We start from the raw sequence: 26,342 nt of genomic DNA on the forward strand, positions 1-26,342 counted from the left end.
GATGCACTGGCACCTGATCGGCGAAGGCCAGGGGCAGTACATCAAGAACTCGGCCATCCACGACACCTACAGCCGTTGCGTCACCGTCCACGGCACCAACAACGTGCAGGTGGAGAACAACGTCACCTTCAACACCGTGGGGCACTGCTTCTTCCTCGAAGACGCGGTCGAGACCGGCAACCAGTTCGTCCACAACCTCGGCATCATGACCAAGTGTCATCCGACCCTGCCGTGTATCCCCACGAACCTCGGCCCCGCCGGTTTGGGGGGCGGACCGGGATCGTCCGCTGCCGGCCAGGCTTCCAAGGATGTCCTGATCCCCTCTGACAACACGGCGTCGACGTTCTGGATCACCAATCCGGACAACATCTACCGCGACAACGTGGCTGCAGGGTCCGACCAGACCGGCTTCTGGTTCGCCTTGCCCGAGCATCCGACCGGCCAGTTCGAAGGCAAGGAGGTCAGTGCCAATACCTGGCCTCGCCGAACCCCGGTGCGGGAATTCAGCGGCAACACCGCCCATTCGAACTTTGACGGCTTCATGTTCGACCGTGGCCCCAAGCCTGACGGCACGTTCAGTGTCGGCGGCAGCAACTACCATTTCGCCTTTGCCAATCCGGCCGACACGAACAGCCAGCCGGCGGAATCGGTCTTCGACAATTTCACCGGCTACAAGAACCGCCATGGCGCCGTCTGGGGCCGCGGTGAGCTGCACTTGTTCAAGAACCTGAGGGTGGCCGACAACGCGGTCGGCTTCACCCATGCGGCTTCCGCGGTCGGTCGCGCCGCCTACACGTCGCGGGTCGTCGACTCCGTGTTCGTGGGCGAAAGCGACAATATCGGTAACCCCACGACTCCGCAGGAAATCGCCTACGGCCGCAGCATGCCGAACGAACTCACGGATTTCCCGATCCGCGGGTACGAGTACTACGATCTCCGTCACGACGTGGAGAACGTCACCTTCGTGAATTTCGTGCCTAACGAAACCCGCGATGCCGGCGCGCTCTCATACCTGATGTACACCAGCTTCGGGATGAGCACCGAGAACGCGGTCGAGGGCGCGAAATTCGTCAACGCCAAGCGGGTCAGTTTCCCCCCGGTCGTGCGTAAATGGGCTTCCGATTTTGGCAGGCAGAATGCCTGGAGGGGCGCGACGATCCATGACCGGGACGGCTCGGTCGGCGGCGTCCCCAATTCCTACATCGTCCTCGACAACGGCATCGCGTCCGACGAAGCCGCCTGTGAAATCAAGCCCGAATGGGGTGCTGCCGTGTGTCGGGGCGATTTCGGTCACTTCGGCCTTGGCGGCAACTTCGGCTTCGGCAACGCCCCCATCCCCGATCCGGTCATGCTCAGCCGCAACGGCAGGCGGTGGGAATACACCGGACAGACCACGATCCGCAGCGGAGCCGAGGTGAGGGTGGAGACCAGCAGGGACTCCCTGTCCCTGACCCTGAGGGAAATGGACGATCGCTCGTGGGTGATCTTCGAGCTTCCCGGCTTCAGCACCGCCGCCGGGGGCGCGCAGAAGCCCAGCCTGGCAGCGCTGCGCGACGCCGGTGAGACCTCCTATTTCAGCGAGAACGGCACGCTGTGGGTCAAGCTCGTGGTCGACAATACTGCCGGACTGAATGTCTCTGTAGGCACCCCCGGCGCCGGCGTGAGCACGGTTGGCGCCGGCCCCGGTGGCGCTTTGGATGCGGGCGCACGCCTCGACGTCAGCAGGCAGATTCAGGTGAGTTCGGCCCCGCTGAATGAACGAGATTCCCGGCGCGAGTGACGCGCCGGGGCTCGGGACGATTCACGCCTTTCCGCGCATCTCGACCGCCTGAGGACCCCGCTGCGAATTGCCCTCACAACGTTTGGAAACGACCACTCGTCAATCGCGCAGGAAGATCATAAAGGGGTCTCCTGACTAGTGGAGGCAAGTCCGTGAGATTGGGTAAATATGTTCTGGTGGCGTTTTCCGCGGTCTCGCTGACCAGTTCACCTGTGCTGGCACAGGCCGTCGAAGGTTCATCGGGCGTGGTCGCTCGCACCGGCGCCGGGATTGACAAGGCAGAAGGCCTTGGCGGTAACGGTATCTTGAGCGAAGGTGGGTTCGTCCTCCCCTTGATTGCGATCTTCGCAGTGCTCCTCGCCGTCCTGGTAAGCACCGGCAACGACGGCGCCCCCGTCAGTCCCTGAACTCCGGGGCGTCGCTAGCCCCGCCACTCGCGCCGTTCTTCGGCCTGCCGCAGCACTTCATAGGCGAGCTGGCAGGCCTGGAAGTGCTTGGCCGCTTCGGAATCGCCGGGCTTCACGTCAGGGTGAACTTCCTTGGCCCGCGCGCGCCAGGCCTTCTTGACGGTTTCGAAGTCGGCATCGGCATCGAGCCCCAGGACTTCGAGCGCGCGCATCTCGTCGGCGCTGCGGCTGCCGTCGCCGGAGCCGGACCAGCCGTAGTACGCGGCTGAAGCGTAGCCGGAATTGGTGCGCTCTTCGGCGCCTGCCCGCTCTTCGGCCTCGGCCTTCTCCAGGCCTTCGAAGTAATCCCACTTCGAATTGTATTCGGCGGCATGGCGTTGGCAGAAATACCAGCGCTCCGGGCTGTTCGGCGCCTTCGGCGCGGGACAGTTCCCAGGCTCGTCACAGCCATGCCTGTCACACAGGCGCACTTTGGCCGTTTCGCGCGATGTGCCGTAGCTACGCCAGCGCGGAAAGCCCCAGTCGAGGGAGCGGGTGGAACGGCTCACGATATTAACTCTACCGACAGCATCTTCTCACTATAGGCGCTCCCGGCCACGCCGCATAGGCGTTGCCGTGCAAGTTTCATTGACTGCGGTCTGGATATGCTGCGTTGCAATATAGACGGATATACGCTACATAGAGCGCCAGTTTCCGAATAGAGATTGATTATGTCCAAGCAGCTTTCCGTGGCTTCGGCCTTTTCCGTGTTCGCCCTTTCGGCGCTGGCCCTGTTCGGCCCGGCCCAGGCCGGCACAGAGCGCTTGGGCAACGAAAAGGGCGCCACGATCGAACTCGCTGCGCCCTCGTTCTCGGCTGCACTGCCGCTTTTTAACTGACTTTGTCGCTGCAGCGGACCGAACGGTCCAGCAGCCATCCCGACATTTGAGAACCCTCCCCCTCCCGCACGGAAGGGGGAGAGCCAGTCAGACTGACCTCAGTTCAGGATCACCGTCACCGCACGGCGGTTACGGGCCCACGAAGCTTCGTTCGAGCCCAGTGCAACCGGGCGTTCCTTGCCATAGCTGACCGTGTTCAGGCGGTCGGGCGAGATACCCAGGCTGACGAGGTAATTGCGAGCCGCATTGGCCCGGCGTTCACCCAGTGCGAGGTTGTACTCACGCGTGCCGCGCTCGTCGGCGTGACCTTCGATCGTGGCGCGAATGTCAGCGTACTGCTGCATGTACTGAGCCTGCTGGCGCAGCGCCGCCTGGTCTTCCGAGTCAACGTTGTACTGATCGGTGTCGAAGTAGATCGTGTCGCGGCCCTGCATCGCCTGCGCGAAGTGCGCTTGCGAGCCGGGAACGAGTCCAGCCTGAGGCGGCGGACCGCTGGGGGTCGGCGTCGACGTCTGCGGCGGTGGCGGCAGGACCTCCGGTGCCTTCTTCGAACAGGCCGACAAGGCAAGCGCACTCGCTAAGGTAACGGCGATTGCGGTCTTGTTCATGTCTATTCTCCTCCTTGGATAACTTCTCTTTTCGGTGCGACCCGATACGAAACCTGACTTTGGTATTTATGGCAGGACAGGTCCCCAGGCAGGGTCAGATGCTCCCACCGGGGTATTGAGGCGGCGCTCGTTCCGACCGGTCAGGTCGACCTGCCAGATCGAGGCTTCGCCGCTGTTCGGCGCCGTGCGGAAGAACTGCACGATGCGCCCGTTAGGAGCCCAGGTCGGCGCCTCGTCCTGCCAGTTGTTGGTCAGGTATCGCATGCCGCCGCCGGACGGGCTCATGACGGCGACCCGGAGGTCGCCAGCAATGTGGGTGAAAGCGATCTGGTCGCCACGCGGGCTCCATTCGGGCGTCGCCGCGCGGCCGCCGAAGAAGCTGATCCGCCGTTGGTTTCCGCCATCGGCGTCCATCACGTAGATCTGCTGGCTGCCCGACCGGTCGCTTTCAAACACGATCTTCGATCCATCAGGCGAATAGGAACCGCCGATGTCGATGCCCGGCGTGTCGGTCAGGCGTTGGCTGGTGCCGCCGCCAGCGGCCGAGACGCGATAGATGTCGGTGTTACCGCCCGTGGCCATCGAATAGAGGATCCACTTGCCGTCCGGCGACCAGCGCGGGGCCATCGTCGGGTTCTGGCTCTGCGTCACCAGTGTCTGGCGGCCGGTGCCGATGTCGTAGACGAAGATGCGCGGGTAGCCGTTGAGGTAGCTGAGGTAGACGATCTTCGAATAGTCGGGCGAATAGCGTGGCGTCAGCGCCGTCGCCTGGCCGTTGGTGATGAAGCGGTGGTTGGCCCCGTCTGAATCCATGATCGCCAGGCGCTTGACGCGGTTACCCTTGGGCCCGGTCTCGGCGATGTAGGCGATCTTGCTGTCGAAGAACGGGCTCTCGCCCGAGAGGCGCGAATAGACGAGGTCAGCGCACTTGTGCGCCGCGCGGCGCCAATCGGCCGCGGTAACCACCCAGCCTTCGCGGACAAGTTCCTGCTGAAGCTGCACGTCATAAAGGTAACAGCCGACCGTCAGCCCGCCATCCGCATTAGCACGTACATAGCCCTGCACGAGCATCTCGGCGGAACGGCCCTGCCAGGTGCCCCAGGTCGGGGCGGTGATCTCCGGATAGGCCGGGCGCGGCAGCGCGTCCGGACCGACCGGGCGGAACAGGCCGTTGTTGCGCAAGTCGTTGTAGACGACCCGACCAAGCTCCTGGCCGAGCGCGCCCGTGCCCTGCGAATTGGCGGGCGTCGGCTGGTTGCTGTTGGTGGCGAAGGCCGGGATGGCGATGCCGAGGTCCTGCCAAGCGCTTTCGTCGGTGACGGTGCCTACCAAACCTTCCTCTTCGAGGTTGGGTACCTCGATGGGTTGAGCGCCCGCAGGAGCCTGACCGGCATTCTGGGCCAGCGCCGGTGCGGCGAGGACACAGAGCCCCACGCTAAGGAAGAGAGTGCGGATGTTCATGGTCCAAGCCTTCTGTCGAACGTCCATGTCAGGCGCTTCCATTTGCTGTAAAATTCCTTGGGCAAGTCGAACGGCGCGGCTAGCTGCACCGCCTTGATGGCGCGCTCTGCGTGCAGCGGTGCCTGTGGCCGATTTGAGTCGGTGATTCCCGTCTGTCTAACCAACTGGGGCCTGCCCCTCAGGCTGCCATCCTCGTTGAGTTCCCAGACGAGGACCGTGACGAGTTTCTCCGCATCGAGACCCTGCGGCGCGCTCCAGTTAGGTCCGAGTTGACGGTTGATCGCCTGCTGCAGCGACGCCTGCTCCGCAGCGCCGAAAGTGGCCGCCTGGGTTCCGCGGGTCGCTCCGCTTTGGCTCGCTCCAGCGCCCGCAAGGAAATCAGAGCCGAGCCGGCTGCCGCCGCCACGATTGGTCAGCGTCGGAGCCGTTGTGGGGCGGGCGGAAGGGGTCGGCGTTGGCCGGGCAGAGCTAGTGGGCCTGGGCGAAGGACGTGCAGTCGGTGTTGGTGTCGGCTTGGCTGTGGCCCTCGGCGTAGGGCGCGGGCTTGCTGTCGGACGCGGTGTCGGCGTTGGCCGCGCGGTCGGCTTGGGCTGAGGTGCCACTACCGGTTCCGGCATAGGTTCGATCACCGGCGCCGGCTCCGGCGCTAGCACAGGTGCCACAGCGGCCTGGACTTCAGAAACAGCATCCGGCGCGGTCGATTCCAGGCTCACCTGGTCGGCCAGGCTGACCGTCATCCGCTCCGGGATCGGCAGCGGCGTGGGGTCGTCCTGCACGTTGTAGTACAGCCCCGCGACCAGCGCGACGTGGGCCACGGCTGCAAGGCCAAGGCCGATCCGCTCTTCGCGTGATAGATGTGTAACGGGCCCCATGACGTACCGGGCTATGGAGCCTCAACTGAACCTTGGGTGACCAGCGAGATGCTATTGCATCCGGCGCGGTTGAGTTCGCCCATCACCGCCATGACCCGGCCGTAGTCGAGCGCCTTGTCGGCGCGCAGCGTGATCAGCGGCGCGTCGGGACGGCTGCAGTTCACCCGCTCCATCGCCTCGGCAAAGCGACCTTCCTCGACCGGGGAGTCATCCACGAAGATGAAGCCCTGGCGGTCGATCGAGATGGTCACCTGGTCCGGTTCCTGATCGAGCGCGTTGGCGCGGCTGTCCGGCAGTTCCACCGGGACGCCGCTCGCCAGCATCGGCGCGGTGACCATGAAGATGATCAGCAGCACCAGCATGACGTCGACCAGCGGGGTGACGTTGATCTCCGCCACCGGCGCCCGGCGGCCCGAACGGCCGCGGCGGCGCGAGGATGCGTGGAGGCCCATCGCCATCAGGTGCGCTCCAACTCGCGGCCGATCTGGGCGTGGACCTGGTCGGCAAAGCGCTGCAACTGTGCCTCGTAGCCGTTCACGCGGTGGCTGAAGCGGTTGTAGGCGATCACCGCCGGAATGGCCGCGAACAGGCCAATGGCGGTGGCGAACAACGCCTCGGAAATGCCCGGAGCCACCACGGCGAGAGAAGAATTCTGCTGCATGCCGATCTGGAAGAAGCTGTTCATGATCCCCCACACGGTGCCGAACAGCCCGACGAACGGCGCAACCGAACCAGTCGTGGCGAGGAAGTTGAGCCGGTCCGCCAGCGCATCCGCCTCGGTCGCGACCTGGCCTTCCATGACCAGCGCGATGCGGGCCTTGGCGCCGTCGCGGTTGCGCAAGCCATCCTTGGTCGAGGTGCGCAGTTCCTCGAGGCCTGCTGCGGCCACGCGGACCGAGGGATTGCCCTGCTTCAGCTTGCGCGAAACGAGCGCGTCCGGCTGATCGGCGTCCCAGAACTCTTCCTCGAAACGCCGGCTCTGGCGGCGGACCTTGGAGATCCGCAGCGAGAACGAGACGATGATCATCCACACCCAGATACTCGCCAGCACCAGCCCGACGATGACGATCTGCACCACGATGTCGGCATCGAGGAACAGTTGCACCGGATCGAGCCGGGTCGGCGCGGTGGCGGCCGTGGAGGACAAGGTCGAAAGCAGGATCATGCAGCGTCTTTCGGGGTAAGTACGGTTTCGAAGGCGGCCCGCCACGGAGCGGGCTGACGGCGCGGTCGTCCATCAGGCGAGATGAATCCAACCCGAACAGACATTTCCGCGAGCAAGTCTTTCTCGCGCATCGCCCGCTGAAGCAGGCGCACACTGGCCGCACCGATCTCGGCCGCGGTGGTTTCGATGATCACGGCATCGTCGAGCCGGGCCGGGGCGACATAGCGGATCGCGAGGTCGGCAACGGCATAGGCGCCCTCACCCGCTTCGACAGCAGCGCGCTGATCGACCTCGAGCAGCCGGAGCATGTCCGAACGCGCCCGTTCGAACCAGCGCAGATAGTTGGCGTGATAGACGATCCCTGAAAGGTCCGTGTCCTCGTAATAGACACGCACCGGGAACAGGTGCAGCGGGCCGTTGAACAGGCCCGAAGGAGGCTGGGGCAGCGTCTTAACCATCGTCCCGAACGGCCTTAGCCAACCCGTGACTCGGGTTGCAACCTTCAGGGGACTATTCCCGGTAATTCTCCAATGCCGGGTGGCGGACTGTGCTTAGCGCGCGATCATCGGTCCGAGCGGGCGACCACCGAAAAGGTGGACGTGGAGATGCGGCACTTCCTGCCCGCCATGAGCACCGACATTGACCAACAGGCGATAGCCCGGTTCGACCAAGCCATTCTCTCGGGCGATATGGCCGACCGCGCGCACGAACCCGGCAATCTCTTCCGCCGGAGCCTTGGCGGCGAAATCGTCCCAGCTCACATAAGCGCCCTTCGGCACGACCAGCACGTGCATCGGCGCCTGGGGCGCGATGTCGTGGAAGGCGAGGGCCCATTCGTCCTCGTAGACCTTGCTGCACGGGATCTCGCCGCGCAGTATCTTCGCGAAGACGTTCTGGTCGTCATAGGCCAGGGTAGCGTCGATCGGCATCAGGCGCCTCGCGCGGCTTTCTCCGCCAGGCCTGACGTCCCTTCGCGACGCTCCAGCTCCGCCAGGACCTCGCCGAACGGAACGTCCTTTTCGGCGAGCAGGACCAGCAGGTGGAACAGCAGGTCGGCGGACTCGCCCACAAGTTCCTCGCGAGTGCCGGAGAGGGCGGCGATAACCGTCTCCACGCCTTCTTCACCCAGCTTGCGGGCCATCACGGGAAGGCCTCGCGCTTTCAGGGTGGCGACGTAGCTGCTTTCGTCCGCAGCCGAACGGCGTTGTGCGATCGTACGTTCGAGGCGGGCCAGAGTGTCCATCTGCGCGGCATGCGCAAGCCGGCCGCTTGCGTCAAGTCAGGCGCCGACGGCTTAGTCCTGATCGGTATCGCGCATGGCCGCGCGGCGGCCGATGATGAGGCCGATTACGCCGAGCGCGAACAGCGTGAAGTGCGACCCGCCAGAGACCACGGAGACGTCCTGGGCCAAGGCGGGAGTGGCCGAAGTGAGAAACGCTAGGGCGAGGAGGGAACGTGAGACCATGCCCCGGCCATGAACCCCCGGCAGGCCTTTGCAACCGCGCTGAAGATAGATGTCCCGCGCCGGGACCGTCTGCCGAATTCCGGTTAACCCCGGGCCGGTAATCCCGCTGCCCGCAGCGCCGCATGGGCCTCGGCGATGGTGTAGGTTCCGAAGTGGAAAATCGAGGCCGCTAGCACGGCGCTGGCGTGGCCCTCGGTCACCCCTTCGACCAGGTGCTGCAGGTTGCCGACGCCGCCGCTAGCGACGACCGGCACCGAGACGGAGTCCGCGATCGCACGGGTGAGCTTGAGGTCGTAGCCGCGCTGGGTTCCATCGCCGTCCATCGAGGTCACGAGCAGCTCGCCCGCCCCGAGGTTTGCCAGCCGCACTGCATGCTCGACCGCATCGATCCCAGTCGCGCGGCGGCCGCCGTGGGTGAAAATTTCCCAGTGGTCGTGGCTCCAGCGGGCATCGACCGAAGCGACGATGCACTGGCTGCCGAATCGCGCCGCAATGTCGGAGACGACCTCGGGCCGGGCGACGGCAGCGCTGTTCACGGCAACCTTGTCCGCACCAGCCAGCAGCAGCGCTCGCGCATCCTCGACCGCACGCACCCCGCCGCCGACGGTCAGCGGCATGAAGCAGACCTCGGCGGTGCGGCGGACGATGTCGAGCAGCGTGCCGCGGCCTTCGTGGCTGGCGGAGATGTCGAGGAAGCAGAGCTCGTCCGCACCGGCCTCGTCATAGGCCTTGGCCTGCTCGACAGGATCGCCGGCGTCCTTCAGGTCGACGAAATTGACGCCCTTCACCACGCGGCCATCGGCCACATCGAGGCAGGGGATCACGCGAACGCGGACAGTCATGTCGGATTCCTGGCGACCAGCATTGCGGCCAAGATAAGCAGAGTTACGCTCATCAACAGCTTCACGCCGCAGATGATCCGAAAAGCCGTCGGGCGCTCCTCCCTGGAGTAGGTGCCGAACAGCGTCGTCGCGGAGCCGAGGCGGATATTCTTGCGCGCGTCGAGAGCGATCAGGACAGCCGCCACGATCCCGACGATCACAAAGATCATCGCCCTGCGCTCGCCATCGCGATCGCCGCCGCCAGGTCCAGCCGCCCGTCATAGAGCGCGCGCCCGGTGATCACGCCTTCGATGCCCTCGTCGGCATGGAGCGCCAGCATGCGGATATCGTCGAGCCCCTTCACCCCGCCGCTGGCGATGACCGGCAAGTCGGTGCGCCGGGCGAGGTCCACCGTCGCGTCGATATTGCAGCCGGTAAGCAGGCCATCGCGGCCGATGTCGGTGAACAGCAGGCTGGCAACCCCGGCGTCTTCGAACCGGCGGGCCATGTCCACGACCGGAACGTCGGAGACTTCGGCCCAGCCCTCGGTCGCGACCATCCCGTCGCGTGCGTCCACCGCGACGACGATGCCGCCGGGGAACTCGGCCGCCATGTCCTTGACGAACTGTGGGTCCTTGAGCGCCGCGGTGCCCATGACCACGCGCGCCACGCCAAGGTCGAACCAGCCCTCGACCGCCTCGCGCGTGCGGATGCCGCCGCCCAGCTGCACATAGCCCGGAAACGCCGCCACGATCGCTTCGACCGCCGAGCGGTTCTCGGCCCTTCCGGCGAAGGAGCCGTCGAGGTCGACGACGTGCAGATGCTGCGCCCCCGCCTCGGCAAAGAGCATCGCTTGCGCGGCAGGGTCGTCGCCGTAGACGGTGGCGCGATCCATGTCGCCTTCGGCCAGGCGCACGACCTGGCCCTGCTTGAGGTCAATGGCAGGGAATACGATCATCGCCGCGCGCCTAGCAGCGCTTCGTCGCGCGCGCTACTGGCTCCGACACACTATGAGAGCGCGAATTCGGCTTTCGGCACGTGCGTGATCCGACAAGCCAGGTCCGCCTCACCGCTCGCCACGATGAAGTGATCCTCCGCCTCGACGATCCCGGTCGAGAACACCAGGTCGCCAAGATACATCAGGTCCTTGATCGGCTCGGTCAGTTCCGCGTTCGGTTCGATCAGCGGGGTATGGTTGGTGGCGATGACTTTCCACGGCTCGTCGGGATCGAGCAGCGACCAGTATGTGCGATAGATGCCGACGATCTGCTGCGGCTCCACCCCGTGCCACAACGATAGCCAGCCCCGCTTGCCGGCGACCTTGGTCAGGATCGGCGGCGTTCCCCCACCGATGCGCGCCGTCGCGGCGGTGCCGGAGTGAGGGCGGATATGCGGCTCAAGGCATGGCATCCAGTGAAGCGCGTCGGGACTGGTGGCGAGATTGATCGAGGGCCCCGCGTGATAGGGGCTGCCCGGCGGGTAGGCGAAGAACAGCTGCCCGAGCGGCCGGGTCTGCGCCCAGTACTTCCCGCTCACTTTGCCTTCGAAGATCAGCATGTCCTTGTTCTGGTGGTCGAGGACGATGCCTTCGAACTCCCAGTCGAGCGCGTTGCGCGAGGAATAGAGCGTGGTCGAATGCCGCTCCGGGCTGACCGAACAGGTGGTCATCAACCAGCGGTCCCCCACTTTGCTGATCCGCGCGTCCTCGATCCCGTAGCATTGCCAGCTGCCTTGCGGGGCGATCGCCTTGTCGTAGTGGAACCGGACCACTTCCAGTCCATCCGCGCTCATCTCGACCGGCAGCAGCCAGGATAGCGAGGTCAGCGCCATGATCGGCCAACCCTGCCCATGGAGCATGAACTTGCGCGGGTCCGAGGTGTCGCACAGCTCCAGCGGCCACGCGTCCAGCACATAGCGCCCCTCGTCCCAGCGGATCGCGTGGACGGCATCGTCGAACACCGGCTTGCGCAGCGCCTCGGCCACGCGGACCATCAGCAGCAGGTTGCCGTTGGTCAGCCGGGTCATGCCCGGATTGAACGCGCCGAGGACGTAGGTTTCGCTGTCGAGATGACCGGCCAGCGGCCCTCGCGACAGGTCGATGTCGTTGGGAGTGATGACCAACCTGTCCACGGCAAACGGCGTTCGGCGCAGGTTCCGATCCGCTTCTTTCATAGGTGCCTCCAGTCCAGCGGAGACGCCTCGGATCAGTTGAGGTTCCCTCTCAGGGTTCCCATTCGAGGAAGCGGGACAGCAGCTCGAGGCCATAGGCCTGGCTCTTTTCCGGGTGGAACTGCACGCCCACGATATTGTCGCGCGCAACCGCCGCCACGAGGCCGCCGCCATGGTCGGTCATCGCCGCCACGTCGCGGCCGTTCTCGGGCCGGAAGTGATAGGAATGGAGGAAATAGGCCTCGCCCGGCTCGATCAGCGCCGCGCCGTTGGGATGCGGCATCGGCGAGACGTCGTTCCAGCCCATATGCGGCACCTTGATCGCCCGATCGGTGCGCTCGATCAACCGCACTTCGCCGGGAATCCAGCCAAGGCCGGGGTGCACGCCGTGCTCGAAACCGCTCGAGGCGAGCAGTTGCATGCCAACGCAGATACCGAGGAACGGAACGCCGTCCTGCAGCACCCGCTCCTCAAGCGCCTCGACCAGGCCGGGAATGGACCTGAGCCCATCGGCGCAGGCCTTGAACGACCCAACACCGGGCAGCACGATACGCCGGGCGCCGCGCACCAGGTTCGGATCCGCGGTCACCGCAACGTGCCCTGCCCCCGCCGCCTTTAGAGCGTTGTGGACCGAGTGGAGATTGCCGGCGCCGTAATCGATGAGAGCAATGGCTTCAGCCATAAGAACGCGCCTCAGCCCCCGAGCTGCCCCTTGGTCGACGGGATCGCCCCGCCCTTGCGCGGATCGAGCTCGACCGCCTGGCGCATGGCGCGGGCAAAGCCCTTGTAGATCGCCTCGCACACATGGTGGTTGTTCTGGCCGTAGAGCAGCTGGACATGCAGCGTGATCCCGGCCGCCTGCGCCACCGAATGAAACCAGTGTTCGATCAGCTCGGTGTCCCATTCACCCAGCTTCTCCTGAGTGAAACGCGCCTTCCACACCAGGTACGGCCGGCCCGAGATATCGAGCGACACGCGTGCCAGGGTTTCGTCCATCGGCGAATAGGCCATGCCATAGCGGCCAATCCCGGCCTTGTTGCCGAGCGCATCCGAAAGCGCCTGCCCGAGGGCAATGGCGCTGTCTTCCGTCGTATGGTGCTGGTCGATATGCAGGTCGCCGGCGACCTTGAGCGTTACGTCGATCAGGGAATGGCGGCTGAACTGTTCGACCATGTGGTCGAGAAAGCCGATCCCCGTCGACACGTCATAGGTCCCAGTCCCGTCGAGGTTTACCTCTACGGAAATGTCGGTCTCAGCCGTCTTTCGGGCTACACTGCCGGTGCGCATGGGGCTGCGCTATACGCGACGAACGGACGTGTGCAAGCATTCGCGCTTGACCCCGCGGCGAGTGCTCGCCACTTGAAAGCGCATGAGTGAAGACACGCCTGACAGCCTGATACCCTACGACGAGATCGTGCAGGAGGCCCTGCGCGCCGTGGTTGGGCGGGTGCTCGGCTCGGTGGAGCGCGGGGGCGGCATGCTTCCCGGCAACCATCATTTCTACATCACGTTCAAGACCGGTGCCCCTGGGGTGAACATTCCCCAGCACCTCAAGGAACGGTTCCCTGACGAAATGACCATCGTCATGCAGAACAAGTTCTGGGACCTCGCGGTCGACGAACACGAATTCACCGTGGGCCTCAGCTTCAACCAGATTCCGGCCAAGCTGATCATTCCTTTTGCCGCGATCACCGCCTTCGTCGATCCGGCGGTCGACTTCGGGCTGCAGTTCCAGGCCGCCGTCACCGACATCGAGCCCGCGACGCACGAAGATGCGGAAAACGATACGCCCGAGGCGGATGGCAAGCCCGATGCCGCTACCCCTGACGACGGTTCGAACGTCGTAACGGTCGATTTCGGCCGCAAGAAATAACGCGCGCCGGTTCAAGTCCGCGCGGCCAAGGAGCTGGCGCATGAGCGTGAAGGCACCGAAGGGGATCAAGCGGGCCGCCAAGACGGTCAAGGGCACGATCGCCAAGGTTCCCGGGCCCAGCTCCAATCCGGCCACCAACATCCTTATCTGGGATATCGCCACTCGCGGCGTCGTCATGATCGTCGGCCGCCAGATCGAGAAGGCCATGCTCCGGATGCGCTACGAACCGGAAAAGGCCTCCGCCATCGTCAAGGGCCGCACGATGGTGAAGTCGATGACCGCAACCGGTGCCGCGCGGGTCGCGTCGAAGTCGCTTCCGGGATTCCTGGCGGTGACCGGGGCGCTCTTGGCCAAGACCGCATTCGATCGCGGCTACAAACGCCGGGAGTCGCGGCAACGCGGCGAAAAGACGCTGTCGGACCAAGCTGCCAACGCCGAAGAATAACGCCGCACTTGATTTCCCCTGCTCCGCTGCGCCAACAGCGCACATGGCGGATTCGACTCCTCACCCTCCCTCTCATCCCCGTCGCGGGCTGATGCTCATCCTGTCCTCGCCCTCAGGCGCGGGGAAGACCACGATCGCGCGCAAGCTCCTGGCCGAGGACGCCAACCTGCGCATGTCGGTTTCGGTCACCACCCGGCCGATGCGGCCGGGCGAAGTCGACGGGCACGATTATCACTTCACCGACTTGCCGGGCTTCCGCGAGATGGTCGATGCCGACGCGTTCCTCGAATGGGCGGAGGTCTTCGGCAACTGCTACGGCACGCCCCGCGCCCAGATCCGTGAAGGGCTGGAGAGCGGGCATGACTTCCTGTTCGACGTCGATTGGCAGGGCGCGCAGCAGCTGTCCCAGCGGGCCGGCGCCGATGTCGTCTCGGTGTTCCTGCTACCACCGAGCATTGCCGAGCTGGAAGCGCGCTTGCGCTCTCGCGGCACCGACAGCGACGAGGTCATCGCCGGCCGGATGGATCGCGCGCGGGCAGAGATCAGCCATTGGGACGGCTACGATTACGTCGTGGTCAATCACGACATCGACGCCTGCTTCAAGCGCGTCCGTACGATCCTCGAGGCCGAGCGCCTGCGCCGCGCGCGGCAGACCGGGCTGGTCGACTTCGTCCGCGAACTGACGCGCTAAAGCGCGTTCGAAACGCGGTTCTTTTGGCGAAACTTCTTGACATTGCGAACCATATCGGTTAGATGACCCGCCGTCAGTTGACACCTGACAAGCGACGGGTGCGGGAGCGTGTAGCGCTTCGCTCTCACTCCCGCAACTAAGGCCGGCGCCCTTCCGACATCGTCAGAGGGTGTCCGTAGGATACGAGGATGACAACCACTGGCGGGACCTGCGAGCCCTAACCGCCAGTGCCTCCTACCCGACAGGGCCGAGCAGCGAGTTTTGGTCGCAGCCCTCGCCGCCGTTCGCATTCCATGCTCGCGCAAGGCAATCCTGTGACGCCCAGGACGCGCCGGCCTTTGCCGAGCAGCGAGTTTTGGTCGCAGCCCTCGCCGCCGTTCGCATTCCATGCTCGCGCAAGGCAATCCTGTGACGCCCAGGACGCGCCGGCCTTTGCCCGTCCGCGATTTCTCCCGGCGTTAGGCCCGCGCTCGCCAGCGGGTGATCTTGCATGTCCGAAGATCAGATCCTCCCCGAGCTTGCTCGGGGAGGGGGACCGTTCGCGAAGCGAATGGTGGAGGGGCTTGCGTTGTTCCGCCTACCCCTCCGTCAGCCCTTCGGGCTGCCACCTCCCCGAGACAAGCTCGGGGAGGATCTCGGACCTCCACCGCTCCTCGATCCGCAACCGCGCCCCGCCTGCGTCCGACTCAGAACTGCCGCGACCACCGTACTGCGGCGCCCGCGTCGTCGGGCAGCGCGGCGTAGTGACCCGGATCGACGCGATAGAACAGGCTGACGGCGGCGCTGCCGTCCAGCAACGGCCCGCGCCAGGCCAGCTCGGCCAGCAGTTCCCGGCCCGTCGGCGAAAGGCCCAAAGCCCGCACGTCGTAGCCTGGTTGCAGGGTCTCGTAGCTGTAGCTGCTGGGAAGGATCAGGTTGAGCGAGCCGCTCTCCACCCGCAACGGCTGCGACACCCGGAAGCCCAGCGCATCATCCACCGTCAGCACCGCAAGCCGTTCGAGATCGAACGACCAGGCCGTGCTCGAAAGGCGCGAACCGGGGGCGACCAGTCCGCCCGAATGAGCCCTGGTCTGCCCGTGACGCAGCGCCGCGCCCAACCGCCAGCCGGCCGCCAGCTCCCAGCCGAACTGGGCATCGAGGAAGATCGTATCCGATCCCGTCAGCCCGAACGCATCGTGGAACCGGCCGCCCAGAAGTGTCCGTTCCTCCTCCAGCAAGGAAAGCGCCAGTGAGGCATCGAGGTCGCCGAAGCGCCGGTCGAAGGCTACCGAATAGGTCGAAGCGCCGTCCTCAGCCTGCCGGCCACCGAACTCGTAGGCTCGAAGAATATCAGCTCCGCTCAGAACCGCGCCACGCTCGGCGGAAAACGTCAGACCCCAGCCGTCGACCTGCTTGCGCAGCGCGAACGCGACATCGCTGCGGTTCATTGAGCCAGTGTCGCCGGCAGCCTCCTGCGCGATCATGAAGGCGGGCCGATCCTGACCCTGCAGTTGCGCGACGAGCCCATTCGCGCCCTCTGCATAGGCAAAGCCGATCGCTAGGTCAGGGGACAGGCGCGAGGCGACGCGTGCGGCGAGGACGCGGGCCGTTTCGGCGTCTTCCATGCCGAGCCGCAAATTGCCCTGGCGTAAGCCGAGATGCGGGTCCGAGGCGTCGATCGAAAAGGCCACCGAGGTATTCGCCGAACCCAGCGAAATTTGGCGCTGCTGCACGCCGACAGCGTTGCGAAGGCGTTCGATCGGCTGCGCACCGCGCAAGGTCCCGGCCAAGTCGGTTTGGAAAGCACGCCGATATTCGTCGAGCACGATGGCCGGAAGCGCGGAGGCAGCGAAAGCGTCGCCCATCGCTGGAGCCCCGGACCCCGTCACCCCGTTCAGCGCGATCGGCGCGCCGCTGCCCGCCAGCGACAAGGTGCCAAGTGGCTGGAACGCCCGCGCGATATCAAGGATGCCGCGACCAAAGACCACGTCCGCCCCGGGCGCACCCACGTCGTACGCCGATCTCAGCAGGATATCGGCAATCTCGCGGCCGGTGAGGTTCGGAAAGGCCTGCGCCAGCAATGCGGCCGCAGCCGAAACCTGGGGCGTCGAAAAACTGGTTCCGGAAAGGAGATAGGCCGTTCCGCTCTCAATGACGCAGCAAACGTCGTTTCCGAGGGCGGCCATGTAATGGCTGTTCTGCGTGCCCGCCTTATTCGAGAAGCTGGAGATGGCGCCGTCGGCATCCACCGAACCCACGATGATTACCCCGCCGGCAGCGGCCGTATCGAGCAGGGTGGCGAAGGATTCCGGCTCGTCCAGTCCCTCGTTCCCGGCCGCAAGCACGATCAGCACTCCGCGATTGGCCGCCGCGGCGACCGCATTGCGGACTTGCGCCGTCGCGCCGTCACCGCCGAGCGAGATGTTGATGACCTTCGCCCCGTTGTCGGCTGCATAAGTGACCGCAGCGGCGATCGAGCTGTCCGAAAAGACGCAACCCGATGCCGTGCCTGAACCTCCGGGTACGCAGGACCCAACATCGTCGGTCCGCAAGGCCATGATCGTCGAGTCAAACGCGATGCCCACGACGCCGCTGTTGTTGCGGGCCGCGCTGGCGAAAGTGGCCACTCTCGTACCGTGATTGTCCGAGCCCGAGATATCGCGGCCGGCGTTGAGCACGTCCTTGGAGAGCGGCGAGATTCGCCCGGCAAATTCGGGGTTGTTCACGTCCACGCCGGTATCGACGAAAGCAATCGTGACGCCCCGGCCGGTACTCCCGGCGCCCCAGGCCGTGGCTGCGTTATGCGCGACCGGCGCATCCGAGCGCCTGAACTCTGCCGTATCGAAAGCCGTCGGCACAGGCTGCGCGGGCGGCAAGCCGGAATTCGGTGTCGGTGTCGGTGTCGGCGTAGGGACGGGCGTCGGCGCTGGAGTGGGTGTCGGCGCTGGAGTGGGAGCGGGCGACCCTATCGGCGGCGGTGAGCTGATTGGACCGCCCGATCCTCCTCCGCCACAGCCTGCGAGAAGGCCGATTGATGCGAAGACCAAGACCCGGGGAGTTATGCGAGAAAACTCATTCATAACCAATGTCTTACCCGCCTAGTGATCCACTCGGGGTTAGTGGGACCCCAAGTAGAAGCCGCTATCGGGCCGACAGAATTTGTTATCGCGCCTTGCCCCTCCCCCCTCTCGAAGCTAGCGGCGCAAGCGCAAGGGGCCCGACCCATGGCCCACACAGGAGATACCATGTCCGCCGATCTCGAGAAAGCTATCGCCCAGGCTTGGGAAGACCGTGCCAATGTCACGCCGGCCAGCAGCCAGGTGCGCGAGCCGGTCGAGGCCGCTCTCGAGCTCCTCGATAGCGGCAAGGCCCGCGTGGCCGAACCGGACGGCGAAGGCGGCTGGCGCGTCAATCAGTGGCTAAAGCAGGCTGTGCTGCTGTCCTTTCGCCTCAACGACAACAACCTGGTCGAAGGCGGTGCCGCCGGGGCCCCCGCATTCGACAAGGTGCCGAGCAAGTTCGAAGGCTGGGGCGAAAACCGCTTCCGCGATGCGGGCTTCCGCGTGGTGCCGGGCGCCGTGGCCCGCCGCGGCAGCTACATCGCCAAGGGCGTGGTGCTGATGCCGAGCTTCGTGAACATCGGCGCCTATGTCGATGAAGGCACGATGGTCGACACCTGGGCGACCGTCGGCAGCTGCGCGCAGATCGGCAAGAACGTCCACATCTCGGGCGGCGCCGGCATCGGCGGCGTGCTCGAGCCGCTACAGGCCGGGCCGGTGATCATCGGCGACGGCGCCTTCATCGGCGCACGTGCCGAAGTGGCCGAAGGCGTTCGCGTGGGCGAAGGCGCGGTGCTTTCGATGGGTGTCTATCTCGGCGCTTCGACCAAGATTGTCGACCGGGCGACCGGCGAAGTTCATCGCGGCGTGGTGCCGCCCTATGCAGTGGTGGTGCCAGGCAGCCTGCCGGGCAAGCCCCTGCCCGACGGCACGCCGGGCCCGTCGCTCTACTGCGCGGTGATCGTGAAGACCGTCGACGCCCAGACGCGTTCCAAGACCGGCATTAACGAACTGCTGCGCGACTAGGCGAATACCCGGCTGGCTGGGGCAAGGTCGTGGACTTCCCCAGCCGCGCCCAACGGAACATTCTCCGACGCGAACCGTAGTTTCCCGGTGGTCTCGCCCGCGTACGGGCGGATAACGGGAGGCCGTGAATGGCTAACGAGCAAGACGAAATCCACGCCGAGACAGATGCCGCAAGGGCAGGGTCGACCCCGCACATCGTCCGCTGGATCCTGATTCTGAGCCTTTTCGCGGCGATAGTACTGCTCTCGCTGATCTGGATCACCGGCGCCGCCACCCGCGGCCCCGGCCCACAGAACGTCGAATACTCAGAGGCCGCCCCTGGCAGCGCTACGGCCGCTCCTTCGCCGACACCCACTACCGGCAACTGACCAGGAAAATCGCGAGCGCCTAGACGTTCGTAGTGGCGGCCGACTTCGGCACGGCGACCTTACGCAACAGCTGCGACGCGATATCCAGCACCTGCAATTGCGCGGCATACTTGCTCACGACACCATCATCTTCGGCGAGTGCGTCGGCCAGCGCCTCGAGCGCCGCAGCAGCGCTCACCAAGTCTCCGCTGGTAATCGGAGTGGGTTCGAGGTTCGTCCGCGGTTGAGTGTTGGTAACGCCCCTGCTCTCTTTCAGCTCGTGGACGAACCGGTCCACGTCCTGCTGATTGGTGCCACTTCCGGCAGGGAGCCAATCGGACACCTGGACTTCGCTATCGAAGCGCAAGCCGGCCTTCCTGGGCTGGCGCCAGACGACTTTGCCCGACACGCTCAGGCCGGAGCGCACGAGCTTTAGCGGCTCTCCGATGTTGGGTAGCGACTCACCTTCGATGAGCGCGCCCCCTGCTGACATGTTCCTGATCTTGATCGGGCCGGAAGCCGAAGTGGCGGCCATGGTGGCGAGCACGAACATGCTGGTTCGCGGATGAGCGCGGTTACCTTCCTGTTCTGCGTCAACGTCCACGTTCAACGGCCTCCCGTCACTCGCGTAGGTGATTATGGTAAGCGTCAGCTTCTCAGTGATATAAGTATTGTCCCGTAGCCGCCGGGCGCGTTGCTTAACCGTGCGCAGGCTCCATTCCCGGCCAATATTCCAAGTCCTTCGTGCGGGACGAACTGTTTCAAATACCGGTCCGGCAATCGTTGTGAAAAATCGCCGAATATGCCAGTATAGACTGAATAGAACGCTGTGATCGGGGAGATGCAAAATGCCCCTGAGGCTCGATGCGATCAAGTTCAACCACGATCCCAATACCGTTCATAACAACGCGATTAATATCCGGCGAAACGGCTCGACTTTCGTCACGGTCCCTGAATGGCGGGCCGGCGTAAGCGTCAATGCCGAAGACTCGCCTGCGGCCTACGTCAAAAAAGAGACCGCCGGTCACACTCTGACGATCCAGGCACGCTTCCGCTGGACATCGAAACCCGATCGCGTTCGCATCCGAGCGATCGACGCTACTATCCGCGGGCACGGACCCTCTGGTTGCCTGGGCTGGTTGCTCCGGCTGTTCCGGGCGCTGTTCGGCAACGTCCTGGGAAAGGTGAAGGCGCGGCACGTCGACTTCAACGGCCCGGGACTGAGCGCCTGGGAGACTTTCGAGCTGCGCAAGACCAAGTTGCACAAGGTAGGTGTCGGTATCCACATCACCTCGTGGCGCTGGCAGTACCGGCGCAGGCGCGGCCACTGGAAGGATTTCGACACCTCGAGCCACCGGATCTACGTGTTGCTCGAAACCCCGACGGCGCCGTGGCAGCAGGCTCCCTACAACTCTTCCAACACCCAGCTACCCTGGACCGAAGTGCTCGACAAAGCCTGTGGCTGGGCGTTCGGCGCGGTCGACAGGGATACCGCCGCCAAGCAGATCACACAGATGGTCTACGACCTTGGCCATTCGGTCATCGAATACGACTGCCCTGGCGGCGGAAGCACCCGCTATGCCTACCCGGACTTCGACTGCACGGCCTTCCTCGAACGGATCGCCGGCGGACCGGGCCGCGGGCAATATGTGAACTGCACCGACTGCGCGACGTTCGTCTCCACTTTCGCCAACGCGGTCGGCTGCGATCTATGGCAGTCGCGCATGGGCTGGGGATTCCAGCTCAACCCCCTGCTCGCGATCGGCTCGTCGACCTGGCAGACCGCCTGCGGCTGGTCCGGCTTCAGCTATCACGAGATCCCTTGGAAGGACGCCTGCGGAGCCCCGGATCGGGTCTACGACGCCTGCCTGCAAGTCGATAACGACGCCGATCCCACCAGCGCCCCGCACACCGGGCTCCTGCCGGCCAACATGGTGTTCGGGACACCGGGCAGCGGCGATTATCGTGATAAGCTTTCGCCCTCGGGCAATTGTGATCCGCAACCGTCGACGCGTGTCCGGCGCAGCGTGTTCTGACTATCGGAGGAGCGCATATGGTCACGCAGCAATATGAAGCTCTCCGGGAGCGGTTCGGGTTCGACGACTGGAAGGGCACCAACCGGCTGGAGCAGGATCTGGAACTGCGCGATGTCGCTCTGCCCAAGGATCTGATCCCCGGCCTCGATGCGGCACGAGTGCGGCTGATCGACCCGGGCGATGGCACACGGCTGCTGCGAGCATCCTGGACCGCTCCGGACAGACCCGACGCGCTGCTGCTGCTCGACATCCGCGAGTGCCCCTCGCGCGAGGCCGCGCACGAAGTGCTCCTCGAACTGCTCGGCAACATGCAAACGCCGGAAGTGCATCGGCTCGATGATGCGCCGGGGGACGTGGCGTTCTCCTATGCCGCGGCCGTCGGACTGATCTTCGCGCGCGGAAACGTTGCCGTCAGCATCGCCAATGGCGGCTCGGAGAAGGCGCCGGTCGAACCGATCGCGCGCAAGCTCGACGATTGGATCATCCGCAGTGGATCGGCGTCGCCGCAGCCTGCCAACTCGGCCTGAGGGTTCGTGACACCAATCCCCGTTTCAGGTCGCCGCAAGCTCCGCTGCGAACCACAGCAAGGCCGCCTGGCCGTGGAGGTCGCCGATTACCGTCGGGCGGCCGAGGTAATAGGCGGCATCGTGCGATTGACCGGTCCCGACGCAAACTTGCGCTAGCTGACCGTCAGGCAGGACATACCGGGCAAGGCCCGTCCAGGCCCGGCGCACCGCCTCAGCATAGGTCGGATCGGTCAGGATGCCGCGCCGCACACCCACGGCCATCGCATAGCCGAACATCGCCGTGCCACTGGTCTCGCTCCACGAACCGGGATGGTCGATAAGCTGGCGCCACAGGCCATCGTCGGCCTGGTTTTCGAGGAGCGCGGCCATCATTCGCCGGTATCCTTGCGAAACGGCCGGATAGTCCGGATGCGACGGAGGCAGCTCGGACAGGATCTCCGCCAATCCCGCCGCCACCCAGCCGTTGCCGCGCCCCCAGAAGAACGGCGCGTCGGGGCCGTGATGGAACAGCCCGTTCGGCTGTTGCAGCCTCTCGACATAGCGGCGCGCCGTCAGGGCCGCGCGGTCGAGGTATTTGGGATCCTTCGTCGCTCTCCACGCCTCGACCTGCAAGGCGCCGATCATCCAGATATCGTCGATCCAATAGCGCGCCTGGGAGGTCAGCCCGTCGGGCGTGGCCACCGACCATTGACCGTCCGCCATCGCCAGGCCGCGCATGAGATCCTGCCGCGCGCCGGTGCGCCGAAACAGCTCCAGCGGCCAGACGCCATAGACGTTGGCATCGACATGGTTGGCCGTGTTCGGAACCCCGTCCGCGAGCAGCTTGCGATGGCGGGCGGCGACACGTTCGAACAGCGCCTCGTCCCCGGTCGCTTCGGCCAGGCGCAGTGCGCCATAGGCGGAAGCCACGTCGGCATAGTGAACCGCGTTCACCTCTCCGACCGAGTACATCATGAAGTCGGGCCGATCGAGATAGGCCTCCGCCGCCAGCGCGCCGATATGAGCCGCAGAGGGTTCAACGCCTTGCGCCCTCGCGGCGAGACCGAGGCAGGATAGCTGCAACGCTAGACCCGTGAGCAGGCAGCGGATCGCCGTCCTTCTCCACACGAGGTGGCGTGGCGTGCTAATCACGAACAGACCGAGGCAAGGTATAGGCCGTCTCCCTCTCAGGTGCTTCGAGCACACTCTAGGGGCTGGATGAAGCCGCACGATAGGTCATACCCCCTAGTTAGAGTGGAGACCCCAAGGGCCGCCCACTCTTCGCTCTCCTGCCTTGCGCAGCATGGCCTTGAGCCGTAGGCGAAAATGCTCCCCACAAGCCCGCGCGTGGTCCAGGGTGGCGCCAGCTTGCAGATCAAGGACCCTCCTGACGTGGCCCGGCTGATCCTCTTCAACAAACCCTATGGCGTGCTGTCGCAATTCACCGACCGCAGCCTTGACCCTAGCCGCAGCACGCTGTCGCAATTCATCGACTTGCCGGGCGTCTATCCGGCCGGTCGGCTCGATCTCGACAGCGAGGGCCTGCTCCTGCTGTGCGACGACGGGCGGCTACAGGCACGGATCGCCGATCCCCGCTTCAAGACGCCGAAGACCTACCTGGTGCAAGTCGAAGGGGAGCCGGACGAAGCAAGTCTCGAGCCGCTGAGAAAAGGGGTCCGGTTGAAGGACGGGCTGACCCGGCCTGCAGTGGCCGAACGTATTCCCGCTCCGGACCTGTGGCCGCGCGATCCTCCGATACGGGTTCGCAAGACGATACCCGACAGCTGGCTCAAGCTGACGATAAGCGAAGGCCGCAACCGCCAGGTGCGCAGGATGACAGCGGCTGTTGGCCTGCCGACGCTGAGGCTGGTGCGATGGTCGATCGGCGACTGGACGATCGAGGGCCTGGCACCCGGCGAATGGCGCGAGATCGCGGTCGCCTAGGCGCCCTCAGCCTCCTGGTCGAACGCCACGCTTCCCTGGTTAAGCAAGGTCGTGATCAGGTCCACCGTGGGTTCCGATGCGGCGACATTAGGACCGACCGTAACCTGGTCTTGCCCAGCGAGTTGCTCCGCAAACACGACCGTCTCTCCGGCGCAATCGAAGCAACGACCATCGACTGACAATAATACCGAACCCGGCTTTCCACGAACGAAGGCAAAGCGGCTGGCCGGATTGCGGAGCAGTTCGGTTGGCTCGGCCAGCATGCGGCGCACTTCGTCGACCTCGAACGGCTCTTCCGGCTGCCAGCTGATTTCGGGCCGCTTTGGCGTAGTGCTGTAGCCGGCGAACCACCGGGCAAACGCATCGCGATCGAGCATTCGTTCGGCGACCATGCCGAGCAATTGGTCGATGGCCTCACGCGATATCTCACCGGGATTTTCCTGCGCCTGCAGGTTTGGATCGGCATAACGATCGTCATCCTCGAGGTCGGCGGTCACGGCCTCGGCCAGATCCTCGATCAACTCGCTCCGCGAAGGCGCGCGAAACCCGATCGAGTAGGTCATGCAGTCGTCACCAACAGCCACGCCATTGTGCGGGACCCGTGGCGGAACATAGAGAATATCGCCGGGTTCGAGCAGCCATTCTTCGGTTGCTTCAAAGTTGGCCAGAAGGCGCAGGTCGTCATGTCGCAGCAGCTCTGCGTCAGGGCCGCACGGCGCGCCCACTTGCCACAGGCGCTTGCCGAGACCTTGCACCAGAAACACGTCGTACTGATCGAAATGCGGGCCGACCCCGCCGCCATCGACGGCATAGCTGACCATCACGTCATCGACCCGCCAGTTCGGGATGAAGCGAAACGGCTCGAGCAACGTGGCCACCGAAGGGACGTGGTGGTCCACGGCCTGGACCAACAGCGTCCACGGCGCCTTGCCCAGTCGCCCGAAACGGTTCTCGGCCAGGGGCCCGTGCTCCAGCTCCCAGTTGTCGGCGGCTTGCTTGACCAGGCGGCTCTCGACCTCGTCCTCACAAGCCAACCCCGCAAGCTCATCCGGCTCAAGCGGATTGGTCCACGCCTTCCACGGATTCCGGATCAGCAGCGGCTTCTTCTGCCAGAATTCGCGCAGGAATTGTTCGTGATCGAATGCAATCATGTCCATTGGCGCGGGGCTAGTCGTATCTCCGCCGGGCGCAAGGCAAAGCTACGTCTCTATGCGTTTACCCGCTCCGCCAGCGCCATGGCCGCCGCTGGGGCGCGATGCTTGGCTCCATTGATCATGAACGCGAACACGTCCCCTCCCTTGCCGCCGCTCTGCGCTGGATCACCGGCGTGAGGCAGTGCCTCGATCGCCTCACCAGCCTCCCAGGCCCGGCACAAGCCGGCGATCCGCTCGACGTCCGCGGGCGCGTAGCCGGTCGGCTGCTCGGGCTGGAGGTTCTTGCACCGCAGGTAGGCGAAGTTCGCGGTGCGGTCGGCGATGGGGGTGCGGCTTTCCTGCTCGCACCACACGATCGCCACGCCTGCGCCGCGCGCCAGCTCGACGAACTCGGGGCAGGCGAAGCTCTCATGCCCGGTCTCGATCGCGTGACGCAGCGGCACACCGTTCAGGTCTCGCGGCAACAAGTCGAAGAAGGCGGCGATGTCCTCTGCATCGAACCGCTTGGTGCCCATCAGTTGCCACAAGATCGGACCGAGCCGGTCGCCAAGCTCCTCCAGGCCTTGGCCGAAGAACTTCGCCATCCCCTCTCCCGTGGCGGCCAGCACCTTGCGGTTGGTGACGTAGGACGATCCCTTCACCGCGAAGACAAAGCCTTCGGGCGTCGCCTCGCGCCATTTGCGGAAGCTCTCCGGCTTCTGCAGGCTGTGGTAGGTGCCGTTGATCTCGATCGCCCCAAGTTGGCGTGAGGCCCACTCGAGCTCTCGCTTCTGCGGCAGGCCTTCGGGATAGAAGGCACCCTTGCGCCACTCCGGATAGACCCAGCCGCCGATGCCGGTCCGAATCATTCGCTAGCCCTCCATGAAAATGGAACCGAACTGTGCGATCCGCGATTTCCTCGGGGAAGGATGCGTCGAAGGGATTTCCCCATGGCGGTTGAGGCTATCTGGAACGACCAGGTCATTGCTCATAGTGACCGCACAGTGGTCGTCGAGGGCAACCACTATTTTCCGCGTGAGGATGTTGACCCCTCGGTGCTGGAGAAGAGTTCGACCACGACCAAATGCCCGTGGAAGGGTACGGCGCATTACTATACGCTCGACCTCGACGGCGAACGCAATGCGGACGCCGCCTGGTACTATCCCGATCCCAAGCCGAAGGCTGAGAAGATCCGTGACCACATCGCCTTCTGGAACGGAGTGGAAGTGATCGAAGTGTGAGCCCCGTCAAAGCGATCATTGAGGACCTGCGACTGGTCCCCCACCCGGAAGGTGGTTGGTATCGCGAGACTTGGCGGGCCGAAGCGCCCGAAGGGCAGCGGGCCGGCGCCACCGCGATCCTGTTCCTGCTCGAAGCACACCAGCGCTCGCACTGGCACAAAGTGGACGCTGCCGAAGTGTGGCTGTGGCACGCGGGCGATCCGCTGCTGCTAAGCCTGTCTGCGGGTGTCGAGGGTCCGGTGCGGGAGGTACGTCTGGGTCCCGACGTGCTGGCCGAGGATATCCCGCAATACGTGGTCGCTCCCGGCGAATGGCAGGCCGCCGCGCCGTTGCCTGGCCAGGTCGGCTACACGCTCGTGTCCTGCATCGTGACGCCGGGGTTCGAATTCGCCGGGTTCACCTTGGCTGAGCCGGGTTGGCGTCCGGGTCGATAACG

General features: G+C 65.0%; 34 protein-coding genes. 13 read left to right on the top strand and 21 right to left on the bottom strand.

All coding sequences use genetic code 11. From position 1 onward, the window contains the following. Both ASD76_RS18505 and ASD76_RS17400 read left to right on the top strand, forming a co-directional pair. Positions 1 to 1,780 (top strand): hypothetical protein (locus ASD76_RS18505; RefSeq protein ID WP_055926294.1); only part of this gene is annotated, 1,780 nt, incomplete at its 5' end. A gap of 152 nt (positions 1,781 to 1,932) precedes the next feature. Continuing rightward, positions 1,933 to 2,187: a hypothetical protein gene (locus ASD76_RS17400; RefSeq protein ID WP_156457803.1), complete on the top strand. Its 255-nt coding sequence runs from the start codon at positions 1,933 to 1,935 to the stop codon at positions 2,185 to 2,187. A gap of 14 nt (positions 2,188 to 2,201) precedes the next feature. On the opposite strand, the gene ASD76_RS17405 is transcribed toward ASD76_RS17400, so the two are convergent. After that, complete coding sequence (locus ASD76_RS17405) at positions 2,202 to 2,735, bottom strand: J domain-containing protein (RefSeq protein ID WP_055926300.1); 534 nt, start codon at positions 2,733 to 2,735, stop codon at positions 2,202 to 2,204. Between the two features lie 162 nt (positions 2,736 to 2,897). On the opposite strand from ASD76_RS17405, the gene ASD76_RS18425 reads away from it, so the two are divergent. After that, a complete protein-coding gene (locus ASD76_RS18425) occupies positions 2,898 to 3,065 on the top strand; it encodes a hypothetical protein (RefSeq protein ID WP_156457804.1) in 168 nt (55 codons plus the stop codon). Between the two features lie 98 nt (positions 3,066 to 3,163). On the opposite strand, the gene pal is transcribed toward ASD76_RS18425, so the two are convergent. The 15 genes from pal to hisB all read right to left on the bottom strand — a co-directional run bounded on the left by pal (position 3,164) and on the right by hisB (position 12,913). Next, on the bottom strand, positions 3,164 to 3,673 hold the full coding sequence (gene pal / locus ASD76_RS17410; RefSeq protein ID WP_055926303.1) for a peptidoglycan-associated lipoprotein Pal: 510 nt from the start codon (positions 3,671 to 3,673) through the stop codon (positions 3,164 to 3,166). A gap of 66 nt (positions 3,674 to 3,739) precedes the next feature. Further along, a complete protein-coding gene (tolB, locus tag ASD76_RS17415) occupies positions 3,740 to 5,134 on the bottom strand; it encodes a Tol-Pal system beta propeller repeat protein TolB (RefSeq protein ID WP_055926306.1) in 1,395 nt (464 codons plus the stop codon). Further along, positions 5,131 to 6,006 (bottom strand): hypothetical protein, encoded by an 876-nt coding sequence (locus ASD76_RS17420; RefSeq protein ID WP_055926309.1) that lies wholly within the window; start codon positions 6,004 to 6,006, stop codon positions 5,131 to 5,133. Before ASD76_RS17420 ends, tolB begins: the two co-directional genes overlap by 4 nt. A gap of 11 nt (positions 6,007 to 6,017) precedes the next feature. Further along, on the bottom strand, positions 6,018 to 6,464 hold the full coding sequence (locus ASD76_RS17425; protein ID WP_055926312.1) for an ExbD/TolR family protein: 447 nt from the start codon (positions 6,462 to 6,464) through the stop codon (positions 6,018 to 6,020). Continuing rightward, on the bottom strand, positions 6,464 to 7,168 hold the full coding sequence (gene tolQ, locus ASD76_RS17430) for a protein TolQ (RefSeq protein WP_055926506.1): 705 nt from the start codon (positions 7,166 to 7,168) through the stop codon (positions 6,464 to 6,466). Before tolQ ends, ASD76_RS17425 begins: the two co-directional genes overlap by 1 nt. Beyond that, positions 7,168 to 7,629 (bottom strand): YbgC/FadM family acyl-CoA thioesterase, encoded by a 462-nt coding sequence (locus ASD76_RS17435; protein ID WP_055926315.1) that lies wholly within the window; start codon positions 7,627 to 7,629, stop codon positions 7,168 to 7,170. The genes tolQ and ASD76_RS17435 overlap by 1 nt, the downstream gene beginning before the upstream one ends. Before the next feature lie 93 nt (positions 7,630 to 7,722). Next, positions 7,723 to 8,100, bottom strand: coding sequence for a histidine triad nucleotide-binding protein (locus ASD76_RS17440; RefSeq protein WP_055926318.1), 378 nt, complete (start codon positions 8,098 to 8,100; stop codon positions 7,723 to 7,725). Then, on the bottom strand, positions 8,100 to 8,414 hold the full coding sequence (locus tag ASD76_RS17445; RefSeq protein ID WP_055926321.1) for a phosphoribosyl-ATP diphosphatase: 315 nt from the start codon (positions 8,412 to 8,414) through the stop codon (positions 8,100 to 8,102). Before ASD76_RS17445 ends, ASD76_RS17440 begins: the two co-directional genes overlap by 1 nt. A 51-nt stretch (positions 8,415 to 8,465) precedes the next feature. Further along, positions 8,466 to 8,636, bottom strand: a complete 171-nt coding sequence (locus tag ASD76_RS18430) for a hypothetical protein (RefSeq protein WP_156457806.1) — start codon at positions 8,634 to 8,636, stop codon at positions 8,466 to 8,468. Between the two features lie 83 nt (positions 8,637 to 8,719). After that, positions 8,720 to 9,478, bottom strand: coding sequence for an imidazole glycerol phosphate synthase subunit HisF (gene hisF, locus ASD76_RS17450; RefSeq protein WP_055926324.1), 759 nt, complete (start codon positions 9,476 to 9,478; stop codon positions 8,720 to 8,722). Beyond that, a complete protein-coding gene (locus ASD76_RS17455) occupies positions 9,475 to 9,687 on the bottom strand; it encodes a hypothetical protein (protein WP_055926327.1) in 213 nt (70 codons plus the stop codon). Before ASD76_RS17455 ends, hisF begins: the two co-directional genes overlap by 4 nt. Continuing rightward, positions 9,684 to 10,415 carry a 1-(5-phosphoribosyl)-5-[(5-phosphoribosylamino)methylideneamino]imidazole-4-carboxamide isomerase gene (gene hisA / locus ASD76_RS17460; RefSeq protein WP_055926330.1) on the bottom strand — a complete coding sequence of 244 codons (732 nt, stop codon included), beginning with the start codon at positions 10,413 to 10,415 and terminating at the stop codon, positions 9,684 to 9,686. Before hisA ends, ASD76_RS17455 begins: the two co-directional genes overlap by 4 nt. A gap of 50 nt (positions 10,416 to 10,465) precedes the next feature. Continuing rightward, positions 10,466 to 11,629, bottom strand: coding sequence for a glycosidase (locus ASD76_RS17465; protein WP_055926333.1), 1,164 nt, complete (start codon positions 11,627 to 11,629; stop codon positions 10,466 to 10,468). A 49-nt stretch (positions 11,630 to 11,678) separates the two neighbouring features. After that, the gene (hisH, locus tag ASD76_RS17470; RefSeq protein WP_055926337.1) at positions 11,679 to 12,308 is read right to left on the bottom strand and encodes an imidazole glycerol phosphate synthase subunit HisH; all 630 of its coding nucleotides are present in this window, start codon (positions 12,306 to 12,308) and stop codon (positions 11,679 to 11,681) included. An 11-nt stretch (positions 12,309 to 12,319) separates the two neighbouring features. Further along, the gene (gene hisB / locus ASD76_RS17475; protein ID WP_055926340.1) at positions 12,320 to 12,913 is read right to left on the bottom strand and encodes an imidazoleglycerol-phosphate dehydratase HisB; all 594 of its coding nucleotides are present in this window, start codon (positions 12,911 to 12,913) and stop codon (positions 12,320 to 12,322) included. A gap of 82 nt (positions 12,914 to 12,995) precedes the next feature. Between hisB and ASD76_RS17480 the strand changes: the two genes are divergently transcribed. The 3 genes from ASD76_RS17480 to gmk are packed head-to-tail and all read left to right on the top strand — an operon-like array spanning position 12,996 to position 14,635. Beyond that, positions 12,996 to 13,499, top strand: a complete 504-nt coding sequence (locus ASD76_RS17480) for an SspB family protein (protein ID WP_055926342.1) — start codon at positions 12,996 to 12,998, stop codon at positions 13,497 to 13,499. 40 nt (positions 13,500 to 13,539) lie between these two features. After that, a complete protein-coding gene (locus ASD76_RS17485) occupies positions 13,540 to 13,944 on the top strand; it encodes a hypothetical protein (protein WP_055926346.1) in 405 nt (134 codons plus the stop codon). A gap of 43 nt (positions 13,945 to 13,987) precedes the next feature. After that, on the top strand, positions 13,988 to 14,635 hold the full coding sequence (gene gmk, locus ASD76_RS17490) for a guanylate kinase (protein ID WP_055926349.1): 648 nt from the start codon (positions 13,988 to 13,990) through the stop codon (positions 14,633 to 14,635). Positions 14,636 to 15,321: 686 nt separating this feature from the next. Here gmk and ASD76_RS17495 read toward each other — a convergent pair. Beyond that, entirely contained in the window at positions 15,322 to 17,472 is a 2,151-nt protein-coding gene (locus tag ASD76_RS17495) for a S8 family peptidase (RefSeq protein WP_055926351.1), read from the bottom strand. A 387-nt stretch (positions 17,473 to 17,859) separates the two neighbouring features. Here ASD76_RS17495 and dapD point away from each other — a divergent pair, with 387 nt between their 5' ends. Together dapD and ASD76_RS17505 are read left to right on the top strand one after the other, a co-directional pair. Next, positions 17,860 to 18,699 (top strand): 2,3,4,5-tetrahydropyridine-2,6-dicarboxylate N-succinyltransferase, encoded by an 840-nt coding sequence (gene dapD, locus ASD76_RS17500; protein ID WP_055926354.1) that lies wholly within the window; start codon positions 17,860 to 17,862, stop codon positions 18,697 to 18,699. A 128-nt stretch (positions 18,700 to 18,827) separates the two neighbouring features. Beyond that, a complete protein-coding gene (locus ASD76_RS17505) occupies positions 18,828 to 19,067 on the top strand; it encodes a hypothetical protein (protein WP_055926357.1) in 240 nt (79 codons plus the stop codon). A 19-nt stretch (positions 19,068 to 19,086) separates the two neighbouring features. On the opposite strand, the gene ASD76_RS17510 is transcribed toward ASD76_RS17505, so the two are convergent. Further along, a complete protein-coding gene (locus ASD76_RS17510; protein WP_055926360.1) occupies positions 19,087 to 19,650 on the bottom strand; it encodes a PilZ domain-containing protein in 564 nt (187 codons plus the stop codon). 244 nt (positions 19,651 to 19,894) lie between these two features. On the opposite strand from ASD76_RS17510, the gene ASD76_RS17515 reads away from it, so the two are divergent. Beyond that, a complete protein-coding gene (locus ASD76_RS17515) occupies positions 19,895 to 21,082 on the top strand; it encodes a hypothetical protein (RefSeq protein ID WP_055926363.1) in 1,188 nt (395 codons plus the stop codon). Between the two features lie 17 nt (positions 21,083 to 21,099). Further along, a complete protein-coding gene (locus ASD76_RS17520; RefSeq protein ID WP_055926366.1) occupies positions 21,100 to 21,609 on the top strand; it encodes a hypothetical protein in 510 nt (169 codons plus the stop codon). Between the two features lie 24 nt (positions 21,610 to 21,633). Here the strand turns inward: ASD76_RS17520 and ASD76_RS17525 are convergent, their stop codons facing one another. Beyond that, positions 21,634 to 22,740 (bottom strand): glycoside hydrolase family 105 protein, encoded by a 1,107-nt coding sequence (locus tag ASD76_RS17525; protein WP_156457808.1) that lies wholly within the window; start codon positions 22,738 to 22,740, stop codon positions 21,634 to 21,636. A gap of 240 nt (positions 22,741 to 22,980) precedes the next feature. Between ASD76_RS17525 and ASD76_RS17530 the strand changes: the two genes are divergently transcribed. Further along, on the top strand, positions 22,981 to 23,532 hold the full coding sequence (locus ASD76_RS17530; protein WP_055926509.1) for an rRNA large subunit pseudouridine synthase E: 552 nt from the start codon (positions 22,981 to 22,983) through the stop codon (positions 23,530 to 23,532). On the opposite strand, the gene ASD76_RS17535 is transcribed toward ASD76_RS17530, so the two are convergent. Together ASD76_RS17535 and ASD76_RS17540 are read right to left on the bottom strand one after the other, a co-directional pair. Next, positions 23,529 to 24,689, bottom strand: a complete 1,161-nt coding sequence (locus tag ASD76_RS17535) for a cupin domain-containing protein (protein WP_055926373.1) — start codon at positions 24,687 to 24,689, stop codon at positions 23,529 to 23,531. The genes ASD76_RS17530 and ASD76_RS17535 overlap by 4 nt on opposite strands. Before the next feature lie 50 nt (positions 24,690 to 24,739). Beyond that, positions 24,740 to 25,534: a DUF72 domain-containing protein gene (locus tag ASD76_RS17540; RefSeq protein WP_055926376.1), complete on the bottom strand. Its 795-nt coding sequence runs from the start codon at positions 25,532 to 25,534 to the stop codon at positions 24,740 to 24,742. A gap of 81 nt (positions 25,535 to 25,615) precedes the next feature. On the opposite strand from ASD76_RS17540, the gene ASD76_RS17545 reads away from it, so the two are divergent. Next, entirely contained in the window at positions 25,616 to 25,906 is a 291-nt protein-coding gene (locus ASD76_RS17545) for a DUF427 domain-containing protein (RefSeq protein WP_055926380.1), read from the top strand. Then, positions 25,903 to 26,340: a cupin domain-containing protein gene (locus tag ASD76_RS17550; RefSeq protein WP_055926383.1), complete on the top strand. Its 438-nt coding sequence runs from the start codon at positions 25,903 to 25,905 to the stop codon at positions 26,338 to 26,340. Before ASD76_RS17545 ends, ASD76_RS17550 begins: the two co-directional genes overlap by 4 nt. Positions 26,341 to 26,342: the final 2 nt, after the last annotated feature.

It is taken from the genome of Altererythrobacter sp. Root672, from assembly GCF_001427865.1.
Lineage (GTDB): Bacteria > Pseudomonadota > Alphaproteobacteria > Sphingomonadales > Sphingomonadaceae > Croceibacterium_A.